Origin of the sequence: Bradyrhizobium sp. RDI18, assembly GCF_043203335.1 — a bacterium.
Lineage (GTDB): Bacteria > Pseudomonadota > Alphaproteobacteria > Rhizobiales > Xanthobacteraceae > Bradyrhizobium > Bradyrhizobium retamae.
The window spans coordinates 1,509,770-1,528,578 of record NZ_JBICRN010000008.1; the positions used below are offsets into that span (position 1 = coordinate 1,509,770).

Sequence of the window (18,809 nt, forward strand, 5' to 3'; positions counted from 1 at the left end):
CGTGGAACCAATCGGCAGGACAAGCGTTTGCGCCAGTTAAATGGGCAAGCCGGATGTTCAAAAAGGATCAGCATCAGCAAAGGGATCTATTCGAAAGCGAACGCAATTTCCGACTCCTGGTTGAAGGCGTTTCCGACTACGCGCTTTACATGCTGGATCCGACCGGCGTGGTGACAAGCTGGAACATCGGCGGCCAGCGGATCAAGGGTTACGCCCCCGCCGAAATCATCGGACAGCATTTTTCCTGCTTTTATACCGACGTCGACCGCGCGAATGGCAAGCCGCTTCGCGCCTTGCGCATTGCCTGCGAACAGGGCCGCTACGAGGAGGATGGCTGGCGCGTTCGGAAGGACGGCACGTTCTTCTGGGCCAGCGTCGTCATCGATCCGATTTACGAGGACGGCAAGCTCGTCGGCTTCGCCAAGATCACCCGGGACATTACCGAACGCCGCGAAGCCCAGCTCGAGCTCGAACGGATGCACCAGCAGCTCGCGGAATCGCAGAAGCTCGATGCGCTCGGCCAACTGACCGGCGGTGTGGCGCACGATTTCAATAATCTTCTCATGATCGTCAGCGGCAGTCTTCACACGTTGAAGAAAGCGGTGGGCAACGATCCCAGGTGCCTGCGGGCGCTATCGGCGATCGAAGGAGCGACCAAACGCGGCGCTTCCCTCACCAGCCAGTTGCTGACATTCGCGCGGCGGCAGAGCGTCAATCCGCAGGTCGTCGACATCGCCGAACGGATCGATGCGATGCGCGAGGTGCTCGACAGCGGCGTCGGCAGCGCGGTGAGCTTGCAGCTCGACGTCGACCCGGGCGTCTGGCCGGTGATGGTCGACGTCACCGAGTTCGAGACGGCGCTGGTCAACCTCGTCATCAACGCGCGCGACGCCATGACCGGCGGCGGCGTCATCACGATATCGGCGCACAACGACACACCAGGTGAGGCCGAGACAGAATATGTCGCGATCTCGGTGGAAGATACCGGCACCGGCATCGCGCCCGATGTGCTCGGCAAGATCTTCGATCCCTTCTTCACCACCAAGCCGATCGGCAAGGGCACGGGTCTCGGACTATCGCAGGTTCACGGCTTCGCCCATCAGGCCGGCGGAACGGTCAAGGTGGCGAGCGAGCTCGGCAAGGGCACGAAGATCACGATCCTGCTGCCGCGAAAGGAGCCCGCTGATGCTGACGGGGACGTCGACGCGGTCGAAACCGGCGGAAGCGGCACCGTGCTGCTGGTGGAGGACAATCCTGATGTCGCAGCCGTCAGCACCGGGCTGCTCGAACAGCTCGGCTACACTGTGCGCAGGGTAGCGAGCGCCGAAGCCGCGTTGCGCGAAATCGAACTCGACGGAATAGACCTCGTCTTCTCCGACATCGTGATGCCCGGCAAAATGGACGGCCTCGGTCTGGCGCGCCACTTGAAGGCCGTCAGACCCGGACTGCCGATCCTCCTGACCAGCGGCTATAGCGATTCCGCGCGGAACGTGCGCGGCGACTTTCCGATTCTGCGCAAGCCCTACGAAATCCACGAGCTCAGCCAGGCGATCGCGAAACTGCCGCGGTGATTGCTGGCTGGTGGGCCACTGCCCTCCTCACAGGATCGCCTCGAAGGCGCTGCGCAGCGTTTCGTGCCGGAACACAAAACCGTTCCTGAGCGCCTTGTTCGGCAACACGCGCTGGCCGCCCAGCAGCAATTCATTGGCGAAATCGCCGCCGATACGGCGCAACAGCCCGCCGGGGATGCGGAACATCGCAGGCCGGCGCAGGCGTCGGCCAAGCTCCTCGGTGAATTTCAGATTGGTGACGGGGATCGGCGCCGTCGCGTTGACCGGTCCTGATATCTCGGGGCGCGCGATCACATGGGCGATCAGGCGGATCAGGTCGTCGCGCTCGATCCACGACATCCACTGCCGGCCCGAACCGAGCGGCCCGCCGAGGCCGAACTCGAACGGCGTAAGCATTCGCGTGATGAAGCCGCCGTCGGTGCCGATCACGAGGCCGATGCGCAAATAGACCACCCGCACGCCGTGCTCTTCCGCTGGACGCGCTGCCTTCTCCCAGGCGTCGCAGAGTTCATGGCTGAAGCAGGCATGCGATTTGGCCGATTCCGTCAGCACCTGGTCCTGCCAGAGCCCGTACCAGCCGATCGCCGAGCCTGAGACCAGCACCGCCGGCTTGCGCTCGAGCCGCGCGATCAGGCGGATGACATCGCCGGTCATGTTGATGCGGAATCCAGGATTTTGCGGCGCTTGGCTTCGGTCCACAGCCCGTTGCCGATCGGCTCGCCCGCGAGATTGACGATCGCATCGATACGGGTGTCGGCCGGAAGTTGATCGAGGCTCGTGATCAGCGTGATCGGCGGCGGCAGCATGTCGGCCTTTGCAGGGTTGCGCACCAGCGCAATCACGTGATGCCCTGCCCCACTCAGGCCTGCCACCAGGCGGCTGCCGATGAAGCCGGTCGCACCGGTGACCAGCACCGTCTGCCGGTCGGGCAGTTTTTCGACCAGGCTTGCCGCCGGCGCACTCGTCATTCGCGAAAGGCGCTTTGACGCGGTGAAATCGCGCAGCCCGCACAAGGCGGCGCCGACGGCCGCAGCCGCCGCGATCAGGCTTAGCCATCCTGTGTAAGCCGATTTGACGCCGGTCGGCTGCCCCGCCCAACCGATCAGGACCGGCAGCAGCAGCACCAGAATGGCGCCGTAATTGATCGCGAGCAGCGTGTGATTGATGCGTTCGCTGGCCGGCAATTTCCGGCTCATGTCCTCCTCGACGAAATCCATCAGCGTGATGACGATTTCCGCAACCAGCACCACGATGATCAGCATGGCGAAGACGCCGTGCACTTCCAGCCAGCCCAGCACCAGGAACAAGAGTGCGTAGAGCATGTTGCGCAACGCATGAAGCTGCAACTCATAGCGCTGCGATGGTCGCCATGCGAGCCGCTCGGTCAGCTCATGGTGGTAGAATGTGTCGAACACGCCCATCACGACCTGAATGGCGATCAGGATCCAAAGCAACGACGTCATGATGCGGCCTCCATGAACACGGCGGACTGACGAATGAGCCTGCCAAGGCGGGGGTGGACGATCTTGAGCGTGAAGCGGAACGTGCCGCCGCCGAGGTCGGAATGGGTCACGGTGAGATCGCCGGGCGTGAGCCAGGGCGGCAGCGGCAACCGCAACGGCCCGATCTGCATGGAATAGCCGACGCTGCGAAACACCAGGGCCTCGTGCTCGACCGCAATGCGCAACGCCATGCTGACGCCGTAGCCGACATATTCTTCCAGCCCGGTAGGCCCGGCGAACCGTTTCGCCGAGTGAATGACTTGCGGAAAGCCGTTGCTGCGCGCGCAGATCCGGGTCCAGATCTGGCCGCTGCTCGCCGCATCTTCGGTCACCATCACGGCCATCGAGACGCCGGTCTCAGTGCATAGCGGAAACGGCCCGCCGATCACGCGCGCGAGCTGCGCCAGCCACCAGCCGGCGCGGCTGAAACTCGCCTCCTCCACCGTGCCGACATAGACGACGGTTTCGCCATCGGCGAAGCGCTTTGAAAATCGCCGCCAGATCGCCAACGGCAGTCGGCCCCATTCCTCGTCGGGCAACAGATCGTGAAAGCGATGGTCGTCGAGCAGGATGGTGTTCGAGGCAGGCGTTGCGGGAAGCCTTGGTACTCTTGTGGACACCATCACACGCTCCTGCTCTGCCCCTCTGCCCTATTTGGCTTTCCCCGCCGGCAAGAAGCTGACGATCTTCTCGCCAAGCTTGATCAGCGCGACCAGCCGCGGCCGGGGCACGTTGAGCATCTGCGTGTACCAGCGGTCGACCAGCTCGGTGAAAGCCAGCATTTCCTTCAGCCGCTTGGCCGCGACCGGGCTGATGGTCGGATCGTCAGCGGCGTCGGAAACGCAGGCGCGCAGCGCATCGATGGCCGGATCGATCTCGCGCTCCTTGCGGCGGGCGGCGATCCGCGCCGCCACTTCCCAGATGTCGGTTTCCGCCTCGAAATGATCGCGCCGGTCGCCGAGGATCGGCACCCGCCGGATCAGATTCCAGGCCAGCAGCTCCTTGATGGAATTGGACACGTTGGACCGCGCCATGCCGAGCGTCTCGGCGATATCGTCCGCGGTCATCGGCGCCTCGGCGAGATACAGCAGACCGTGGATCTGGCTGACCGAGCGGTTGACGCCCCACTCGTCCCCCATATCACCCCAGTGCAGGATGAACCGCTCGGCCACGGCAGGGAGTTTCTTTTTGTCGGTCTTTTCTGTCATGACAGAAATATCTGACGTTACTGTGCGGCTGTCAAGGCCTCTTGCGGTTTGGAGGACCTGATCCGCGCGCCGAGCTTCCCGTGGGTCGGCGCGCGTTCCTGAAATGGAACTTGGGTTCGTAACTCCGTGTTTTCCCGGCCAACCCGTTAACCGCCCAGTACCGGTCGCGTCTTGAGACTCCGCTCGCACGCTGCCAGCAACGAGGTCTGGCGCGGCATCAAGGCACGGAATGCCCCATCGAAATCCCCCAGATCCCGGCGGGCCGCTGCGGCGGGTGACATCGACGTCCCTGGTCATCGCCTTTGCGCTGGTCATGACCGCCTGCATCCTCGGCGTCATGGCCTGGAAGGTGCTCGACGCCAAGAAGGCGGCGCTGGCGAGCGGCCGCTCCGAGATCCAGAACCTCGCGCATTCGCTTTCCGAGCATGCCTCGCACACCACCCAAGCGGTCGATATCGCGATGGGCGGGATGGTCGACTTGCTGAAATACAGGGATCCCATTCCGGACCGGTTCAACAGATACCTCGCTGAAACGGCGAAAACGCTGCCCCAATTGCGGAGCATCGGCGTCACAGATGCCAAGGGCAACTGGACTTATTCGTCATTGGCGGAGACACCGCGCTATACCATCTCGGATCTCAGCTATTTCGCCTACCATCGTGACAAACCAGACAACACGCTTCGGATCAGCGAACTGATGCAATCCGGTGTGGACGATCGATCCTCCATGATCGTTCTTTCGAAGCGCATCACCAAGCTCGACGGCAGCTTTGGCGGGGTCGTCGCAGCAGCGATCGACAATGATTACCTCAATAACTTTTACCGGACATTCCAGCTCGGCCCCGACGGCGGCATCAGCCTGATACGGAATGATGGTGCGCTCCTGATGCGCTGGCCGCAGTCGGACAAGAGCACGGATCTCTCCAAGACCGACCTGTTCAGAAAGCATCTCAAGCAAAGCTCTGTCGGATACTACAAGATCATCTCGCCGTTCGATGGCATCGTGAAGCACCTCGGCTATGAGGTGACGCCGCACTACCCGATGGTGGTCACGGTGGCCATATCGGAAGACTGGCTGCTTTCCGAATGGTGGAAGGGCTTGCGAACCGACGCCATCGTCGCCGGCGTGCTGCTATGCATGATCCTTATGCTGGCGGCGTTGGTTGCCCTGCAGTTCCGCTTCCGCAGCAAGACGGAGCGCGCGCTGCGCGAGCGCGAGGCGCATTATCGCCTGCTGGCCAACAACATCGCCGATATCATCATCCTCATCGATGCCAACAGCCTGCTTCGCTATGTTTCCCGATCGGCCGAGCCGGTGCTGGGCTTGCGTCCAAAGGACCTGCTCGGCAAGTCATGCTTGGACCTGGTCCACCCGGACGACAGGGAGAGCGTCAAAGCGGCTACCATCCGGATCGACGGCGCCGATAGCGTCAGCACGGTCGTGTTTCGGCACTATCGGGGCGACGGGACGCTGGCGTGGGTGGAAAGCAAGTTCAAGATGGCCTCCGCAACCAGCGACCCGGCGCGGACGGAATTCCTCTGCGTCATCCGCGATGTCACCGAACGCAAGCGGATGGAAGATGAGTTGACCCAGCTCAACCGCCGCCTCACCCAGCTTGCCGCGACCGACGGGCTGACCGGGCTCACCAACCGCCGCACCTTCGATGGCTTCCTACGGCGCGAATACGAGGCCTGCGAAGAGATTTCGGTGCTGCTGTTCGATATCGACAATTTCAAGGGCTACAACGACACCTACGGGCATCAGGCCGGCGACCGTTGCCTGCAGGCGGTTGCAAAAGCCATCGGCAATGCGACCGACAACACGTCAGGCCTGTCCGCGCGCTATGGCGGCGAGGAATTCGCCGTCGTGCTGCCGAACAGCTCGGAAGACGATGCAATGAGGGTGGCCGAAGCCATCCGGCTGACGGTTCGGGCGCTCGGCATTCCGAACACGGCCTCGAGCCGAGGCTACATCACCATCAGCGCAGGCGTTGCCGCAAAAACCCGTTCGACAATCGACGAGGCCGCGCTGGTGGGAGAAGCCGACACCGCCCTCTACGAGGCAAAGCGCCTCGGCCGCAATCGCAGCATTGTGTATTCCACAGTCGACTTGCAATATGTCGACAGCGCCTCCCCTCCAGCACGACGGCGAATTCGCGCCGGGCGAACGGACGCATTAGCTAGGGCGCGCAGGTGCTATCTAGCTGTGCAAAAGCAGCTCGCTGAATATCCGCTTTGCTGGACGCGAAAAGCCAACGCCGCACCTACTCCACGATTTTCCAATAAGAGTCCTTGCGGATCACCTTCCCGTTGCGAAATGTGTAGAAGTCACAACCTCGGACCTCCTTTCTCGTGCCCTCGCGGGTGGTGCCTGTGAGTGTCCATTTTGAGATGCCGGTCTCGGCAGTCAGATCCACAAAATGCTCATCTTTGCCGTAGTGGACGTCAGGCAGGCCTTCGAAGCGTGTTGCCAGCGCTTCCCGTACGTTCCGTTTGCCCTCGAAACGAGCCCCCCAAGGCTGGCTTCCCCGCGGCATCTCCAGCACGCAATCGTCAGAAAAGAACGCCATGATGCGATCAAGATCGTGCGCGTTGAAGGCATCACATAGGTCCGTCAGCGTCGATCGAATGTCCATCGCCCGTCTCCGCCCAGTCGGATGGTTGATATTTGCTCTGCGCGTTCGATCTTCCGAATAGGCCATTGGCGGACTGGGTCGGTCAAGGTCGGAGGCTCCGCGAATGGGCCCTGGTTCAAACCGGCACCGACGCTATATCGTCGGCAGCACCGAGAACCGCTCCCCTGCCCGCCGGAGCTTCAGCATCTCGGGATTGCCGGCGTCGTCCTGTACCGCCTCGACCCACGCCGACGACGGTCCTCGCCGGCAAGCCGAGATCATTGCTGTCACCGGCTCCGCGGGACCTGCGAACACCGCCTCGACACGGCCGTCCCTGCGGTTGCGTACCCAGCCTTCGAGATCGCGCGCCCGTGCCGTGTCGTCGACCCAGGCGCGATAGCCGACGCCCTGCACCCGGCCGCTTATCGTGACATGACGAATTGCATCGCTCATTTATTCTTCAACCCGAGAAATGCGCCGGCGCGCGCCTTTATCTCGGCATCGCGCATGGCCCGGCTGGTCAACTCGGCAGACGCAAGGCCGTTCAAATTTTTCGGCGAGGTTCCCTCACGCAATGCCTTCAGCGTCTGATAGACGGCCTGCGTTGCGGCGGCGAATGGCGCGTGGCCCTGCAGCGCGATCCGCACGCGCTGACCGGCGAGATAATCCAGCGCCGTCATGTCCTCGGGCGCACCACCGAGCACGATCGGCAATCTCGTCGCGGCGGAAATCGTTTCCAGTTCGCCCCGGCTCTTGATGCCCGTGAAGAACAGCGCATCGACGCCGGTGGCCTCATACGCCCTCGCACGTTCAATGGCGTCGTCAAGGCCGGTGACGGACACGGCGCCGGTGCGGCCCATGATGACCAGCGAGGGGTCGCTGCGGCCATCAAGCGCGGCCTTCATCTTGCCGACGCCCTCCTCGAGCGGAATCAATTGCGTTCCGGCCTGCCCGAACACTGGCGGCAGGAGCGTATCCTCGATCGTGAGGCCAGCGGCGCCGGCAGCCTCGAGTTCCTGCACGGTACGGCGAACATTGAGCGCATTGCCGTAGCCGTGGTCGGCGTCGACCAATACCGGCAGTGTCGAGGCACGCGACATCCGCCGCATCTGCTCGGCCAGCTCCGTCAGTGTGATCAGCGCAATATCGGGATCGCCGAGAACGGCCAGCGAGGCCACCGAGCCGCCGAACATGCCGAGCTCGAAGCCGAGGTCTTCCGCAATGCGGATCGAGGTCGCGTCATAGACTGATCCTGGCCGGACGCAGGCGGGGCCGGCGATAATGGAACGCAATCTCTCTCGGCGCTGACGAAAAGCCATGGTGCCCTCAGTTCTATCTACCGTCATTGCGAGCCACCCGGTCGGCGCGAAGCGCCGACGGATGACAGGCTCCGCGAAGCAATCCATCGTGCAGCGAAAGGAAGTGTGGATTGTCGCAGGCAATGACGGGGGTTGCGTCTATGCAAACTCCAAAATCAACGCGTCCACCGCGAGTGTCGCGCCGGCCGCGGCATGGATCTTCTTCACGGTGCCGTCGCGTTCGGCGCGCAGCACGTTCTGCATCTTCATCGCCTCGACCACGGCCAATGTCTCGCCGGACTTGACCTCCTGCCCTTCGGCGACCGCAATCGACACCACGAGCCCGGGCATCGGGCACAACAGCTTCTTGCCGGTGTCGGCGGCTGAATTCACCGGCATCAGCCGCGCGGCGGCAGCCTCGCTTTCAGTGAAGACGTTGACTGCAACTTCAAAGCCCTGATGCGCGAGGCGGAAGCCGTTCGGGATCGCGCGCACCTGCATCGCGACCAAGTGGCCGTCGATGGTGCCGTGCCAGACCGGCTCGCCCGGCGTCCAGGCCGAGATCAGGTTGTGCGGATTGCCGGGCAGACCGTCGGCGCCGATGAAACGCACCGCGATGCCATCAGCCTCCCGCGCCACATCGAGCGCGATTTCGTCGCGCTCCAGCCAGACCGCGCGGCGGCGTTCGCGTTGCACCAGCCGGTCGGTCAACTGACCTGAAATCTGCCGCTTGCGCTCGCCGAGCACGTGATCGATCGCAGCTCCCACGGCGGCCAGCCGCCGCGCGATCTCGCCTTCCGGCGGACGCGCGGAAAAGCCCTTCGGAAATTCCTCCGCGATAAAGCCGGTGGAAAGCTTGCCTTCGCGCCAGCGCGGATGGTTCATCAACGCTGACAGGAACGGAATGTTGTGCCTGATGCCGTCGACGTAGAACGCGTCGAGCGCCGTGGCCTGTGCCTCGATGGCGGCGGCTCGCGACGGCGCGTGCGTCACGAGCTTGGCAATCATCGGATCGTAATGGATCGAGATCTCGCCGCCTTCCTGCACGCCGGTGTCGTTGCGGATGGTGACGCCGTCCTGGCTCGCTTCCGCCGGCGGCCGGTACTTCACCAGCCGGCCAATGGACGGCAGGAAGTTTCGGAACGGGTCTTCGGCATAGACGCGCGATTCCACGGCCCAGCCGGTCAGCGTGACGTCCTTCTGCGCGATGGAAAGCTTCTCGCCGGCCGCGACCCTGATCATCTGCTCGACCAGGTCGATTCCGGTGACGAGTTCGGTGACGGGATGCTCGACCTGCAGACGGGTGTTCATCTCCAGGAAGTAGAAGCTCTTGTCCTGGCCGGCGACGAATTCGACGGTGCCGGCGGAATCATAGTGCACAGCCTTTGCCAGTGCCACCGCCTGCTCGCCCATCTTGCGGCGGGTGGTTTCGTCGAGCAGCGGCGACGGTGCTTCCTCGATGACCTTCTGGTTACGGCGCTGGATCGAACATTCGCGCTCGCCAAGATGGATTACATTGCCATGCTTGTCGCCGAGCACCTGTATTTCGATGTGGCGGGGATCGACGATGAACTTTTCGATGAAGACGCGGTCGTCGCCGAAAGAGGATTTCGCTTCCGCCTTGGCGAGATTGAAGCCCTCGGCGACTTCCTTCTTCGAATGCGCGATCCGCATGCCCTTGCCGCCGCCGCCGGCGGAGGCCTTGATCATCACGGGATAGCCGATCTCGTCGGCGATCTTCACCGCGTGCTTTTCGTCCTCGATCACACCGAGATGGCCCGGCACGGTCGAGACTTTTGCCTTCGCGGCGGCCTTCTTGGATTCGATCTTGTCGCCCATCGCGGCAATGGCGCCGGGATTGGGGCCGATGAAGACGATGCCGGCCTTGGCGAGCTCGCGCGGAAACGCCTCGCGCTCGGAAAGAAAGCCATAACCGGGATGCACCGCCTCTGCGCCGGTCTTGCGGCAGGCATCGATAATCCGGTCGATCAACAGATAGCTCTCAGCCGCCGCCGGCGGGCCGATCAGCACGGCCTTATCCGCCATTTCGACGTGGAGCGCATCGCGGTCCGCTTCGGAATACACCGCGACCGTCTCGATCCCCATACGGCGCGCAGTCTTGATGACCCGGCAGGCGATCTCGCCGCGATTTGCGATCAGAATTCTCTTGAACATGTTCTTCTTGCTTGAGCTTTGGGCGGGATCCTCCCCCGCAATGAGACATGCGGGACGCGGGTAACACACCCGTCGTACAGCAAAAATCGATGGAGGCAACGGTCTCGTACCGGCTTCGCGGGGCCGCCGGCGGTAATTCAGCCGGAATAGGAGTTGAAGCGGCCCCGCGCATAGGCGTGGGATACCGCTTTCATCAGCTCGCCGACCTCGGATTCCAGATATTCGTTGGCCACGATCAACGCGCGGATCGTCGCCCTCATATCCCCACCACAGGCAGAAATCGCCTGATCTACAGCGGCTTCCAGCTCGCCGTTCTCTTCGGACTTCGGCTGTGAAGAGGACGACATGGCAATATTCCGTGTTGAGCGAGGGGTCCTATGTTCTTATTTTGTTCTTGTGAAGTCAATGGCCGTCGTCTGGTCGCAACTGCGCTCCCGGCTTTCCCCAACCTGTTTTGCTTGCGCCATTAGCGCCGGCATCTTGGTTCAATCACGTCAGCTTATGCTAGAAGGCGCTCGCGGGTGTGGAATTGATTTGAAATGAATCAGATGCGGTCACGAATTTTTCTGGTTGCGGCGTTCCTGTCGATCGTCCTTCCAGCCAGCCAGAGCTTGGCTGCCACTGCCACCATCCGCGATGGCAGCACGCTTCAGCTTGGCAATGTCACCTACCGCCTCGACGGCATCGAGGCGCCCACCGTTGATCAACTCTGCATCGATCAGAATGCCGATAGCTGGACCTGCGGGATCGAGGCGCGCGATCAACTGACCAAGCTGATCGGCGGCAAACAGGTTCGCTGCGACGATCTGGGTCCCGATCCCTCGTTCAAGAAACGGCGCATCGGCGTATGCAAGATCGAAGGTGACACGACCAGTCTCAGCCAGCTCCTTGTCCGCAACGGCTTTGCATTGAATGTCGAAGTCTCCGCCAGCGGTCGCTTTCAGGTGGACGAAGCCCGCGCCAAGGACGACCGCCAGGGTCTCTGGAAAGGCTGCTTCGTCGCGCCACACGAGTTCCGCACCGGCAACAAAGATGGGCCCCTGCTCGGCGCCGCGTGCCGCGCCGATCGTGACCGCGAAATCCGCGAGGCGCTGTTCCCCGAGGATCTCGTCATGCCGGCGAGCTGCAACATCAAGGGCAAGTACGCGGTGCGCGCGCGCGTCACCGGGAACCTTGGCATCTACCATCTGCAGGCATGCCGCTCCTATCCGGGACTGACCAAGCCGGATCGCTGGTTCTGTTCCGAGGAAGATGCGCAGGCCGCCGGGTTCCGCAGGGCCTATAACTGCCGGTCAACCACCAAGAGCAAATGAGGCTGGCTAACGCGCCGGCTCTTGTGTGAAAGTGCCGCCAGAGGTTGCCGGCACGCATGACACCTTCCGACACGACGAACCTCCTGCCTGAAGCTGCCGCCGCCGAGCGCTTGCGGCAATATCTGCAGGAAATCGCAAGCGAGCGCGACAGAGCCCATCGTGCTTTGCAGGAGCGCGAAGCGGAGCTGGCGCGTATCCAGCGCATCGCCGGCGTCGGCGGTCTCGAAATCGATTTCCGTGACGGCGTCAAGAACCGCCGCTCCCCCGAATATCTTATCGTTCACGGGCTGCCGCCCGAGGCGGCCAACGAGACCTATGAGGAATGGGTCAGTCGAATCCATCCCGAGGATCGCGAGCGAACGGTCCAGCACTTGTTCGGCGTATTGAAAAGCCAGAGCGAGGATTATTCGGCCGAATACCGCATCGTGCGGCCGAACGACGGCGCGGTCCGCTGGATCCGCGTCGTCGCCAAGATCGAGCGCGAGGCCGACGGCCGCGCGCTGCGCCTCGTCGGCGCCGATTGCGACGTCACCGATCAGATGCTGGCGCAGGCAACCTTGCGCGAAAGCGAGGAGCGCTTCCGCCTGATCGCCAACAGCGCGCCGGTGCCGATCTGGGTCACCAAGCTCGATCGCACGCGTTCCTTCGCCAACCAGGCCTATGTCGATTTCCTCGGACTGCCGTTCGAGGAAGCTATCGTGTTCGACTGGCGCAAAAGGCTGCATCCGGACGACGCGGCGCGCGTTGTCCAGGAATCCGTCGCAGGCGAAGCATCGCTCAAGCCGTTCGTGCTGGAGGCCCGCTACCAGCGCGCCGACGGCGAATGGCGGTGGCTACGCTCGGAATCCCAACCGCGCTGGGATCCGACCGGCAAGCACATCGGCTTCATCGGCGTTGCCCACGACGTCACCTCGGCCAAGCAGGCCGAGCACGATCTGCGCCGGCTGAACGAAATTCTCGAACTGCAAATCGCCGAGCGGACGGCGCAGCTCGAATCCAGCGAAGCCCAGATGCGGGCGATCTTCGAGACCAGCCATCAATATCAGGCGCTGCTCAACCAAAACGGCGAGGTTCTCTATGCCAACAGCACGGCGTTGGCCGGCATCCGCGCCGACGCCGGCGCGGTGGTCGGCCAGCCGTTCTGGGAAACGCCATGGTTTGCCGCGACCCCCGGCATGCGCGACGCCGTCCGCGACGTCTTCATCACGGTCATGCAGGGCGAAGAGGCCAAGATTGAAATGCTGCTGCACCTGCCGATCGGCGACCGCTATTTCGATTTCGCGATGCGCCCGCTGCACGACCGGCACGGCACCGTCATCGGGGCTGTGCCGGAGGCCATCGACGTCACCGAGCGCCGCCAGGGCGAGGAAGCGCTGCGCCAGTCGCAGAAAATGGAAGCGGTCGGACAGTTGACCGGCGGCGTGGCGCACGATTTCAACAATCTGCTGACCATCATCCGCTCCGCGACCGATTTCCTGCGCCGCCGCGAGTTGCCGGAGGAGCGGCGCCGGCGCTACATCGACGCAATCGCCGAGACCGTGGAGCGCGCCTCCAAGCTGACCGGACAATTGCTGGCGTTCGCCCGCAGGCAGCCGCTCAAGCCGCAGGTATTCAACGTCGGCACCCAGGTCGAGTCCGTCGCGCAATTGATCCGTCCCCTCGTCGGTGCCCGGATCAGGATCGACGTCGAAATCGCCGATCTCAATTGCTTCGCAATCGCCGACGTCGCGCAATTCGAAACCGCGCTGATGAATCTTGCCGTCAACAGCCGCGATGCCATGGACAGCGAGGGGCGGCTGATCATTCAGGTTCGCAAGGTGAATGCGATTCCACCGCTGCGTGCCCAGCCCGCCCGCAGCGGCGACTTCGTCGCCATCACCGTGACCGACACCGGCTGCGGCATTGCCCCTGCCCTGCTCGAGACGATCTTCGAGCCGTTCTTCACCACCAAGGAAGTCGGCAAGGGCACCGGCCTCGGGCTGAGCCAGGCGTTCGGTTTTGCCAAGCAATCCGACGGCGATATCGCAGTTGCAAGTGAGCCAGGCCGGGGCGCGACGTTTACGATCTACCTGCCGCAGGCCGCGATGCCGGCCGATACGAGCGAAGCCGCCGCGACCGCCAGCGAGCCCGCTGCCCGCGGCCGCGGCTACTGCGTCCTCGTGGTCGAGGACAATGACGACGTCGGCCAGTTCTCCACCGAACTGTTGGAAGATCTCGGCTACACCGTGCGCCGTGTCGCCAGCGCGGACGCCGCGCTCGCAATCCTGGCCGAGGACGAGTTTTCCGCCGACCTGGTGTTTTCCGACGTCATCATGCCCGGGAGGAACGGCGTCGAGCTCGCCGGCATCGTGCGCGAACGCTATCCCGGCCTGCCCGTGGTCCTGACCAGCGGCTACAGCAACGTGCTGGCGGAAAGCGCCCACCGCGGCTTCGAGCTGATCCAGAAACCCTATTCGGTGGAACTGCTGTCGCGAATTCTCAGGAAGGCGATTTCCGAGGCGCGCCGCTAGGGCATAAACGCCTCACGCCGCAGCCTCGACGCCGGCCTCCCCCGATGCCAAGAGGGCGCGGATTTCCTGCGCAGGGCGCGCGGCGCTGAACAGATAGCCCTGCATCTGCGTGCATCCGAGACTCTGCACCGTCTCGCGCTGCTGCAACGTCTCGACGCCTTCGGCAGTCGTGATCATGCTGCGGTCGGCGGCGATGCTGACCACCGCGCGGATGATCGAGGCCGACGAGGAATTGCGCGTCACTTCCTTGACGAAGGAGCGGTCGATCTTGATCTTGTCGAACGGGAAGCGCTGCAGATATTGCAGCGAGGAATAGCCGGTGCCGAAATCGTCGAGCGCGATGTGAATGCCGAGCGCGCGGAGCTGATTCAGCGCCACGAGCGCGGCGTCGTCGTCGGCCATCAGGACGGCTTCTGTGATCTCCAGCTCCAGCCGGCGCGGATTGAGTCCGGTCTCGGCAAGGACAGCCGCGACTTTCACCGACAGCGTTTCCGACCGGAACTGGATCGGCGAGACGTTGACGGCGATGCGGATATGGGCCGGCCAGGTTACGGCTTCGGCACAGGCGGTGCGCAACACCCATTGCCCGATCTCCTCGATCAGGCCGGTCTCCTCGGCGACCGGCACGAAGTCGGCGGGCGAGATCATGCCGCGCACCGGATGCCGCCAGCGCAATAACGCCTCGCAGCCGGTCACGCCGTCGCCGCGCAGATCGACCTGCGGCTGATAGTGCAGTTCGAACCCGCCCTGCACCAGCGCCACGCGCAAATCCGCCTCCAGCTCGCGGCGGCGATTGGCCTGCTGCTCCATCTCCGGATCGAAGAAGCGATAGGTCCTGCGGCCGGCGGCCTTCGCAGCATACATCGCGAGATCGGCGTTCTTCAGGAGATCGAAGAGGTCCGAGCCGTCGCGCGGGGCAATCGCGATGCCGATGCTGGCATCGCTGGAAAGCTGATGGCCATGGCAGTCGAACGAGGTACGCAGCGCCTGATAGATCCGCGCGACCAGCGCGTGAACGTCCTCAGCGCTCTCAATGCCGTGCTGAAGGATAGCGAATTCGTCCCCGCCGAGGCGGGCGATGAAATCCTCAGGGCCGACCGACTGGCGCAACCGCTCCGCCACACCCTTCAGGAACTCGTCGCCGATCAGATGTCCTAGCGTGTCGTTGATGCGTTTGAACTCGTCGATGTCGATATAGAGGATCGCGAACTCGCGTCCCTCGGTTTCCAGCAGCAGTCCCTCCGCGTGGCGCTGGAACAGGGTCCGGTTCGGCAGATTGGTCAGCGCGTCGTAATGGGCGAGATGTTCGATCCTGGCCTGATTGCGCCGCCCTTCGGTGACGTCTTCCAGCGTCGCGGCCCAGCCGCCGTCCGCCGAGCGCTTGAAGATCAGCCGGATCGTGCGCCCATCCGGCGTCGAGGTCACGGTGTCCTGAACCAGGCTGCCGTTGGGATCGAGGAAGCGGTCGCAATAGGCGTCGACGTCGCCGAGAAAGGAGCCGCGTTCCTGACGGTGCCGGATCAGGTCGCGCAGATGACAGCCGGGTTTGACGACTTCCGGCGAGAGCCCGAACATATCGATATAGCGCCTGTTGCAGATCACGAGCCGGCCCGAGGAATCGAACAGCAGCAGGCCCTGCGTCATGTTGTTGATGGCGGTGTCGAGATGCTGGCTCTTCTCCGAAAGCTTGCGCTGCGCGGCGGCATGCTGGCGGCGGAGCTGGCGCACGATCAGGAAGACCATGCCGATCACGACGATGATCGCCAGCGCCGCCGCGAAAAATTGCAGCCTCGTCTGCGCCCGCCAGTCGGCCAACGCAGCCTCCGTTCGGGTGGTCGCCACGATCAGGATCGGGAAGTGCATGAGCGACTTGACCGCGCCGACCTTGTCTTCCGCCAGCCTCGCGGTGGTGAAGCGCCCGGATGCATTGCCATCTACCGCCAGCGCGCGCTGAAAGGCTTCGCTTCCGGCGACATTGAAGCCGATCAGGCTGTCGTCCTTCGGATAGCGGGCGATGATGGTGCCGTTGCGGTGAATCATCGAGATCGCGGTATCGCTATTGAGCTCCAGCGATCCGACAAAGGCCTCGAAATGCGAAGGTTCGACGCCGCGGCTGGCAAATCCGATGATCTCGCCATTACGGCCGACGATCTTGCGCGCAAATAGCGTGGTCCAGTTCTTCGTCACCTTGCTGACGACCGGCTCGACGATCACATCGGGGGTCGGTTTTCCCGACGTGAACTCCTTGAAGTACTGACGGTCCGCGATGCTGAGATCGGGGACCGGCCACATCTCGGAGGAATTGATCAGCCATCCCTTGACGTTCCACAGGTTCAGCGCGCCGACATGGGGCAGTGCCGAAAGCTTGCTGCGCAGCATCTCATGCGCGCTCAAGGTCGACATTCTCTGCTCGAACTCATCCGACGTATCGACCCCGTCGGCCCGCATGCCGGATACGACGTCCTCATGCACATGCTGGAGATCGTTCAGTTGCTGGTCGAAATGCCGCGACAGCAAGAGCGCGCTGTTGTTGAGTTCGCGCTCGGCGACTTCCAGCGCGCGCTCGCGGTATTGCATGGCGAAATAGCCGGTGCCGAGCATGATCGCGATCACGAGCCCCGCGGCACTCAGGATCAGCCACTGGATCGCGCCCAGCCTGATCCGCCACGGCATGCCGCGACCGAACAGCGGCTGGCTCTCCGCGATGACGTCGTCCGATGGATTATTCAGCATTTTCGCTGCCCCCAACAGACGCGTGTTGTAGGGACCACAAGCCAAGGGGGCGTTAGCAAAATGAGTTATCGGGAAGTTAAAGCGGCCGCGGAATCAGGCGGATTCCGCCATCTCGTCTTCCTTGAGACTGCACTCGATCAGCGCCCCGTCGATCGTGAATTTCGAAAACAGCGAGCCCGGCGTCGACGCCTGCAGCGCCGCAAAGAACTGCGAGTCTCCGGGACTGCGCAGGAAAAATCGGATGTGGCTCGCCGACATCGTATCCCTCGACAGCCATACGATGCCCGAGAACAGCGCCACCATCGTCTGGGCGTACTGGCCGGCATCGGCGATGCCGAGTTCGTAAACCGGCGACACCACGATAAAGCGCGCGCGGAGGATGGGATCCGGAAATTTGCTCATCATCAGGCGGCTGACCTGGCAGGCCGCATGGATGCGCTCGCCGTCGGACAGGCAGTACAGGCTGGGGTGATCGCCTTCCCTGGTCAACCCGTCATAGGCCGCATAGCTTCCCGTCGAAAACGTCGAAAAGTCCTCGCCGACGCTTTCGGCGTCCTTCTTCCACTGGCCCTTGATCGACCGCCAGGACCTGTCCGGCTCTTTCATCGGCAGAAGGCGCATGACTAACCAGAGGTTAATGCAGAAACTGATGTCGGTATTGTACGGGCTGCGGCTAAACGTTTGCTTACGCTGGCGCCCCGCGCACAAACAATCTGTTCGACCCGCGAAACGACTACTTCGGCGCGCGTTTTGCTGCCGTGTTTCCCTACGGTCTCGAACTCGAGCCCCGCAATCCCATGACCAGAGTTGGCGGGGCTTCCTCAATTTGAGCAGCTATGATGCAGTAGAACGAGCGGCTCTATGCCGCGGCCTCGTAATTGACCTCGGTCTCCGCGATCTTGGTCAGGGTTTCGTCTGTCTTCTTCTCTTCGGCGAGCGTCTGATCGATCAGCTTCACGGCTTGCGGATTGTTGAGCTTTTTGTGCCCAGGCTTTCAGGGTGCCGTAACGAGAAATCTCGTAATGCTCGACCGACTGGGCGGCGGCCAACAGGCCGGCATCGAGCGCGGGCGTGTGGGCATACTGCTCCATGATGTCTTTGCCTTCATCGATGATGCCCTCGATCGCTTCGCACTTCTTGCCGCGCGCTGGCTTGCCGAGAAGCTCGAATATCTCTTCCAGCCTTTCGACGTGCGCCTCAGTCTCTTCGTGGTGCTTTTCGAAGGCGGCTCGCAGATTGTCCGAGGTGGCGGCCTTGGCCATTTTCGGCAGCGCCTTCAGGATCTGCTTCTCGGCGTAGTATATGTCCTTCAGCGTATCCAGGAACAATTCATTCAGGTCCTTGTCAGCCATGGCGTCCTCCATTGATGGGTGCGCTGACAACATGGGGCCGAATGGAATGGTTCCTAAGGCGTTCGTCGGAGGCGCTACCCGCCCCCGGCGGCAAGATCGATCAGGGCAATGCCGAGGTCGGGCCTCTTTTTGCGTCGAAGCGCTGCCGGCGCTTCGGTCAAGATCACTTCGAGCGTCGGCCTGACGGTTGCTGCCAGCAGATGGCCGCCGCGCGTCGAGCCGTCGGCAAGGCCGAGCACCACGTGAACATGCAGGCTGGGCTTGCCGTCGTCGCCGGCGGCCACGTCGCCGATCGCGCTGAGGACTTCGCACTGCTCGTCGACCTCGATCTTCCGGTAGTTCTTCGCGGCGACGTCGAACCAGCCGACCGTCGCCCGTTCGAAGGCGCCGATCGCGGTCAGCGAGGCCGCGGAAATTCCGGATTCGGCAGCGAACCGGGTGAGTGCGGCAAACGCCTCCTCGCCCGTGTCCAGAATGACGACGTGAACCTGCGCCTCGTCGTCGGCGCCGATACGTTTGCTCTTCATGGCGA

General features: G+C 63.0%; 14 protein-coding genes and 2 pseudogenes. 4 read left to right on the forward strand and 12 right to left on the reverse strand.

Features of this window, described 5'->3' with window-relative positions; genetic code table 11:
* The first annotated feature begins 53 nt into the window (after nucleotides 1–53).
* Nucleotides 54–1,571: an ATP-binding protein gene (locus tag ACFXS9_RS16210; protein WP_392690281.1), complete on the forward strand. Its 1,518-nt coding sequence runs from the start codon at nucleotides 54–56 to the stop codon at nucleotides 1,569–1,571.
* 27 nt (nucleotides 1,572–1,598) lie between these two features.
* Here the strand turns inward: ACFXS9_RS16210 and ACFXS9_RS16215 are convergent.
* The 3 genes and pseudogenes from ACFXS9_RS16215 to ACFXS9_RS16225 all read right to left on the reverse strand — a co-directional run bounded on the left by ACFXS9_RS16215 (nucleotide 1,599) and on the right by ACFXS9_RS16225 (nucleotide 4,281).
* A pseudogene (locus tag ACFXS9_RS16215) lies at nucleotides 1,599–3,034 on the reverse strand (TIGR01777 family oxidoreductase).
* On the reverse strand, nucleotides 3,031–3,696 hold the full coding sequence (locus ACFXS9_RS16220; RefSeq protein WP_392690283.1) for a DUF4166 domain-containing protein: 666 nt from the start codon (nucleotides 3,694–3,696) through the stop codon (nucleotides 3,031–3,033). Before ACFXS9_RS16220 ends, ACFXS9_RS16215 begins: the two are co-directional and overlap by 4 nt.
* Before the next feature lie 27 nt (nucleotides 3,697–3,723).
* Nucleotides 3,724–4,281, reverse strand: a complete 558-nt coding sequence (locus tag ACFXS9_RS16225) for a GbsR/MarR family transcriptional regulator (RefSeq protein ID WP_392690285.1) — start codon at nucleotides 4,279–4,281, stop codon at nucleotides 3,724–3,726.
* A 229-nt stretch (nucleotides 4,282–4,510) separates the two neighbouring features.
* On the opposite strand from ACFXS9_RS16225, the gene ACFXS9_RS16230 reads away from it, so the two are divergent.
* Complete coding sequence (locus ACFXS9_RS16230; protein WP_392690287.1) at nucleotides 4,511–6,658, forward strand: diguanylate cyclase domain-containing protein; 2,148 nt, start codon at nucleotides 4,511–4,513, stop codon at nucleotides 6,656–6,658.
* Here ACFXS9_RS16230 and ACFXS9_RS16235 read toward each other — a convergent pair.
* The 5 genes from ACFXS9_RS16235 to ACFXS9_RS16255 form a co-directional block, all read right to left on the reverse strand.
* Nucleotides 6,546–6,983 (reverse strand): nuclear transport factor 2 family protein, encoded by a 438-nt coding sequence (locus tag ACFXS9_RS16235; RefSeq protein ID WP_392690289.1) that lies wholly within the window; start codon nucleotides 6,981–6,983, stop codon nucleotides 6,546–6,548. The genes ACFXS9_RS16230 and ACFXS9_RS16235 overlap by 113 nt on opposite strands.
* 66 nt (nucleotides 6,984–7,049) lie before the next feature.
* On the reverse strand, nucleotides 7,050–7,349 hold the full coding sequence (locus ACFXS9_RS16240) for an acylphosphatase (protein ID WP_392690291.1): 300 nt from the start codon (nucleotides 7,347–7,349) through the stop codon (nucleotides 7,050–7,052).
* A complete protein-coding gene (locus tag ACFXS9_RS16245) occupies nucleotides 7,346–8,215 on the reverse strand; it encodes an oxaloacetate decarboxylase (protein ID WP_392690293.1) in 870 nt (289 codons plus the stop codon). Before ACFXS9_RS16245 ends, ACFXS9_RS16240 begins: the two co-directional genes overlap by 4 nt.
* Before the next feature lie 138 nt (nucleotides 8,216–8,353).
* Nucleotides 8,354–10,369 carry an acetyl-CoA carboxylase biotin carboxylase subunit gene (locus ACFXS9_RS16250; RefSeq protein ID WP_392690295.1) on the reverse strand — a complete coding sequence of 672 codons (2,016 nt, stop codon included), beginning with the start codon at nucleotides 10,367–10,369 and terminating at the stop codon, nucleotides 8,354–8,356.
* Nucleotides 10,370–10,506: 137 nt separating this feature from the next.
* Nucleotides 10,507–10,716 (reverse strand): hypothetical protein, encoded by a 210-nt coding sequence (locus ACFXS9_RS16255; protein WP_392690297.1) that lies wholly within the window; start codon nucleotides 10,714–10,716, stop codon nucleotides 10,507–10,509.
* A gap of 201 nt (nucleotides 10,717–10,917) precedes the next feature.
* On the opposite strand from ACFXS9_RS16255, the gene ACFXS9_RS16260 reads away from it, so the two are divergent.
* Both ACFXS9_RS16260 and ACFXS9_RS16265 read left to right on the forward strand, forming a co-directional pair.
* Nucleotides 10,918–11,682 carry a thermonuclease family protein gene (locus ACFXS9_RS16260; protein ID WP_392690299.1) on the forward strand — a complete coding sequence of 255 codons (765 nt, stop codon included), beginning with the start codon at nucleotides 10,918–10,920 and terminating at the stop codon, nucleotides 11,680–11,682.
* 56 nt (nucleotides 11,683–11,738) lie between these two features.
* Nucleotides 11,739–14,192 carry a PAS domain S-box protein gene (locus tag ACFXS9_RS16265; RefSeq protein ID WP_392690301.1) on the forward strand — a complete coding sequence of 818 codons (2,454 nt, stop codon included), beginning with the start codon at nucleotides 11,739–11,741 and terminating at the stop codon, nucleotides 14,190–14,192.
* A 12-nt stretch (nucleotides 14,193–14,204) separates the two neighbouring features.
* Here the strand turns inward: ACFXS9_RS16265 and ACFXS9_RS16270 are convergent, their stop codons facing one another.
* The 4 genes and pseudogenes from ACFXS9_RS16270 to ACFXS9_RS16285 all read right to left on the reverse strand — a co-directional run bounded on the left by ACFXS9_RS16270 (nucleotide 14,205) and on the right by ACFXS9_RS16285 (nucleotide 18,804).
* Nucleotides 14,205–16,865 (reverse strand): EAL domain-containing protein, encoded by a 2,661-nt coding sequence (locus ACFXS9_RS16270; RefSeq protein WP_392699810.1) that lies wholly within the window; start codon nucleotides 16,863–16,865, stop codon nucleotides 14,205–14,207.
* A 153-nt stretch (nucleotides 16,866–17,018) separates the two neighbouring features.
* Nucleotides 17,019–17,531, reverse strand: a complete 513-nt coding sequence (locus ACFXS9_RS16275; protein ID WP_392690303.1) for a hypothetical protein — start codon at nucleotides 17,529–17,531, stop codon at nucleotides 17,019–17,021.
* Nucleotides 17,532–17,784: 253 nt separating this feature from the next.
* Nucleotides 17,785–18,277: pseudogene (locus ACFXS9_RS16280) on the reverse strand (ferritin-like domain-containing protein).
* A gap of 74 nt (nucleotides 18,278–18,351) precedes the next feature.
* Nucleotides 18,352–18,804 (reverse strand): PPC domain-containing DNA-binding protein, encoded by a 453-nt coding sequence (locus tag ACFXS9_RS16285; protein WP_392690304.1) that lies wholly within the window; start codon nucleotides 18,802–18,804, stop codon nucleotides 18,352–18,354.
* Nucleotides 18,805–18,809: the final 5 nt, after the last annotated feature.

Bases quoted from the DNA above. Each gene is read 5' to 3' on its own strand.
- ACFXS9_RS16210 (WP_392690281.1), top strand. From the start codon at position 54: ATGTTCAAAAAGGATCAGCATCAGCAAAGGGATCTATTCGAAAGCGAA.
- ACFXS9_RS16220 (WP_392690283.1), bottom strand. From the start codon at position 3,696: ATGGTGTCCACAAGAGTACCAAGGCTTCCCGCAACGCCTGCCTCGAAC.
- ACFXS9_RS16225 (WP_392690285.1), bottom strand. From the start codon at position 4,281: ATGACAGAAAAGACCGACAAAAAGAAACTCCCTGCCGTGGCCGAGCGG.
- ACFXS9_RS16230 (WP_392690287.1), top strand. From the start codon at position 4,511: ATGCCCCATCGAAATCCCCCAGATCCCGGCGGGCCGCTGCGGCGGGTG.
- ACFXS9_RS16235 (WP_392690289.1), bottom strand. From the start codon at position 6,983: ATGGCCTATTCGGAAGATCGAACGCGCAGAGCAAATATCAACCATCCG.
- ACFXS9_RS16240 (WP_392690291.1), bottom strand. From the start codon at position 7,349: ATGAGCGATGCAATTCGTCATGTCACGATAAGCGGCCGGGTGCAGGGC.
- ACFXS9_RS16245 (WP_392690293.1), bottom strand. From the start codon at position 8,215: ATGGCTTTTCGTCAGCGCCGAGAGAGATTGCGTTCCATTATCGCCGGC.
- ACFXS9_RS16250 (WP_392690295.1), bottom strand. From the start codon at position 10,369: ATGTTCAAGAGAATTCTGATCGCAAATCGCGGCGAGATCGCCTGCCGG.
- ACFXS9_RS16255 (WP_392690297.1), bottom strand. From the start codon at position 10,716: ATGTCGTCCTCTTCACAGCCGAAGTCCGAAGAGAACGGCGAGCTGGAA.
- ACFXS9_RS16260 (WP_392690299.1), top strand. From the start codon at position 10,918: ATGCGGTCACGAATTTTTCTGGTTGCGGCGTTCCTGTCGATCGTCCTT.
- ACFXS9_RS16265 (WP_392690301.1), top strand. From the start codon at position 11,739: ATGACACCTTCCGACACGACGAACCTCCTGCCTGAAGCTGCCGCCGCC.
- ACFXS9_RS16270 (WP_392699810.1), bottom strand. From the start codon at position 16,865: ATGCCGTGGCGGATCAGGCTGGGCGCGATCCAGTGGCTGATCCTGAGT.
- ACFXS9_RS16275 (WP_392690303.1), bottom strand. From the start codon at position 17,531: ATGAAAGAGCCGGACAGGTCCTGGCGGTCGATCAAGGGCCAGTGGAAG.
- ACFXS9_RS16285 (WP_392690304.1), bottom strand. From the start codon at position 18,804: ATGAAGAGCAAACGTATCGGCGCCGACGACGAGGCGCAGGTTCACGTC.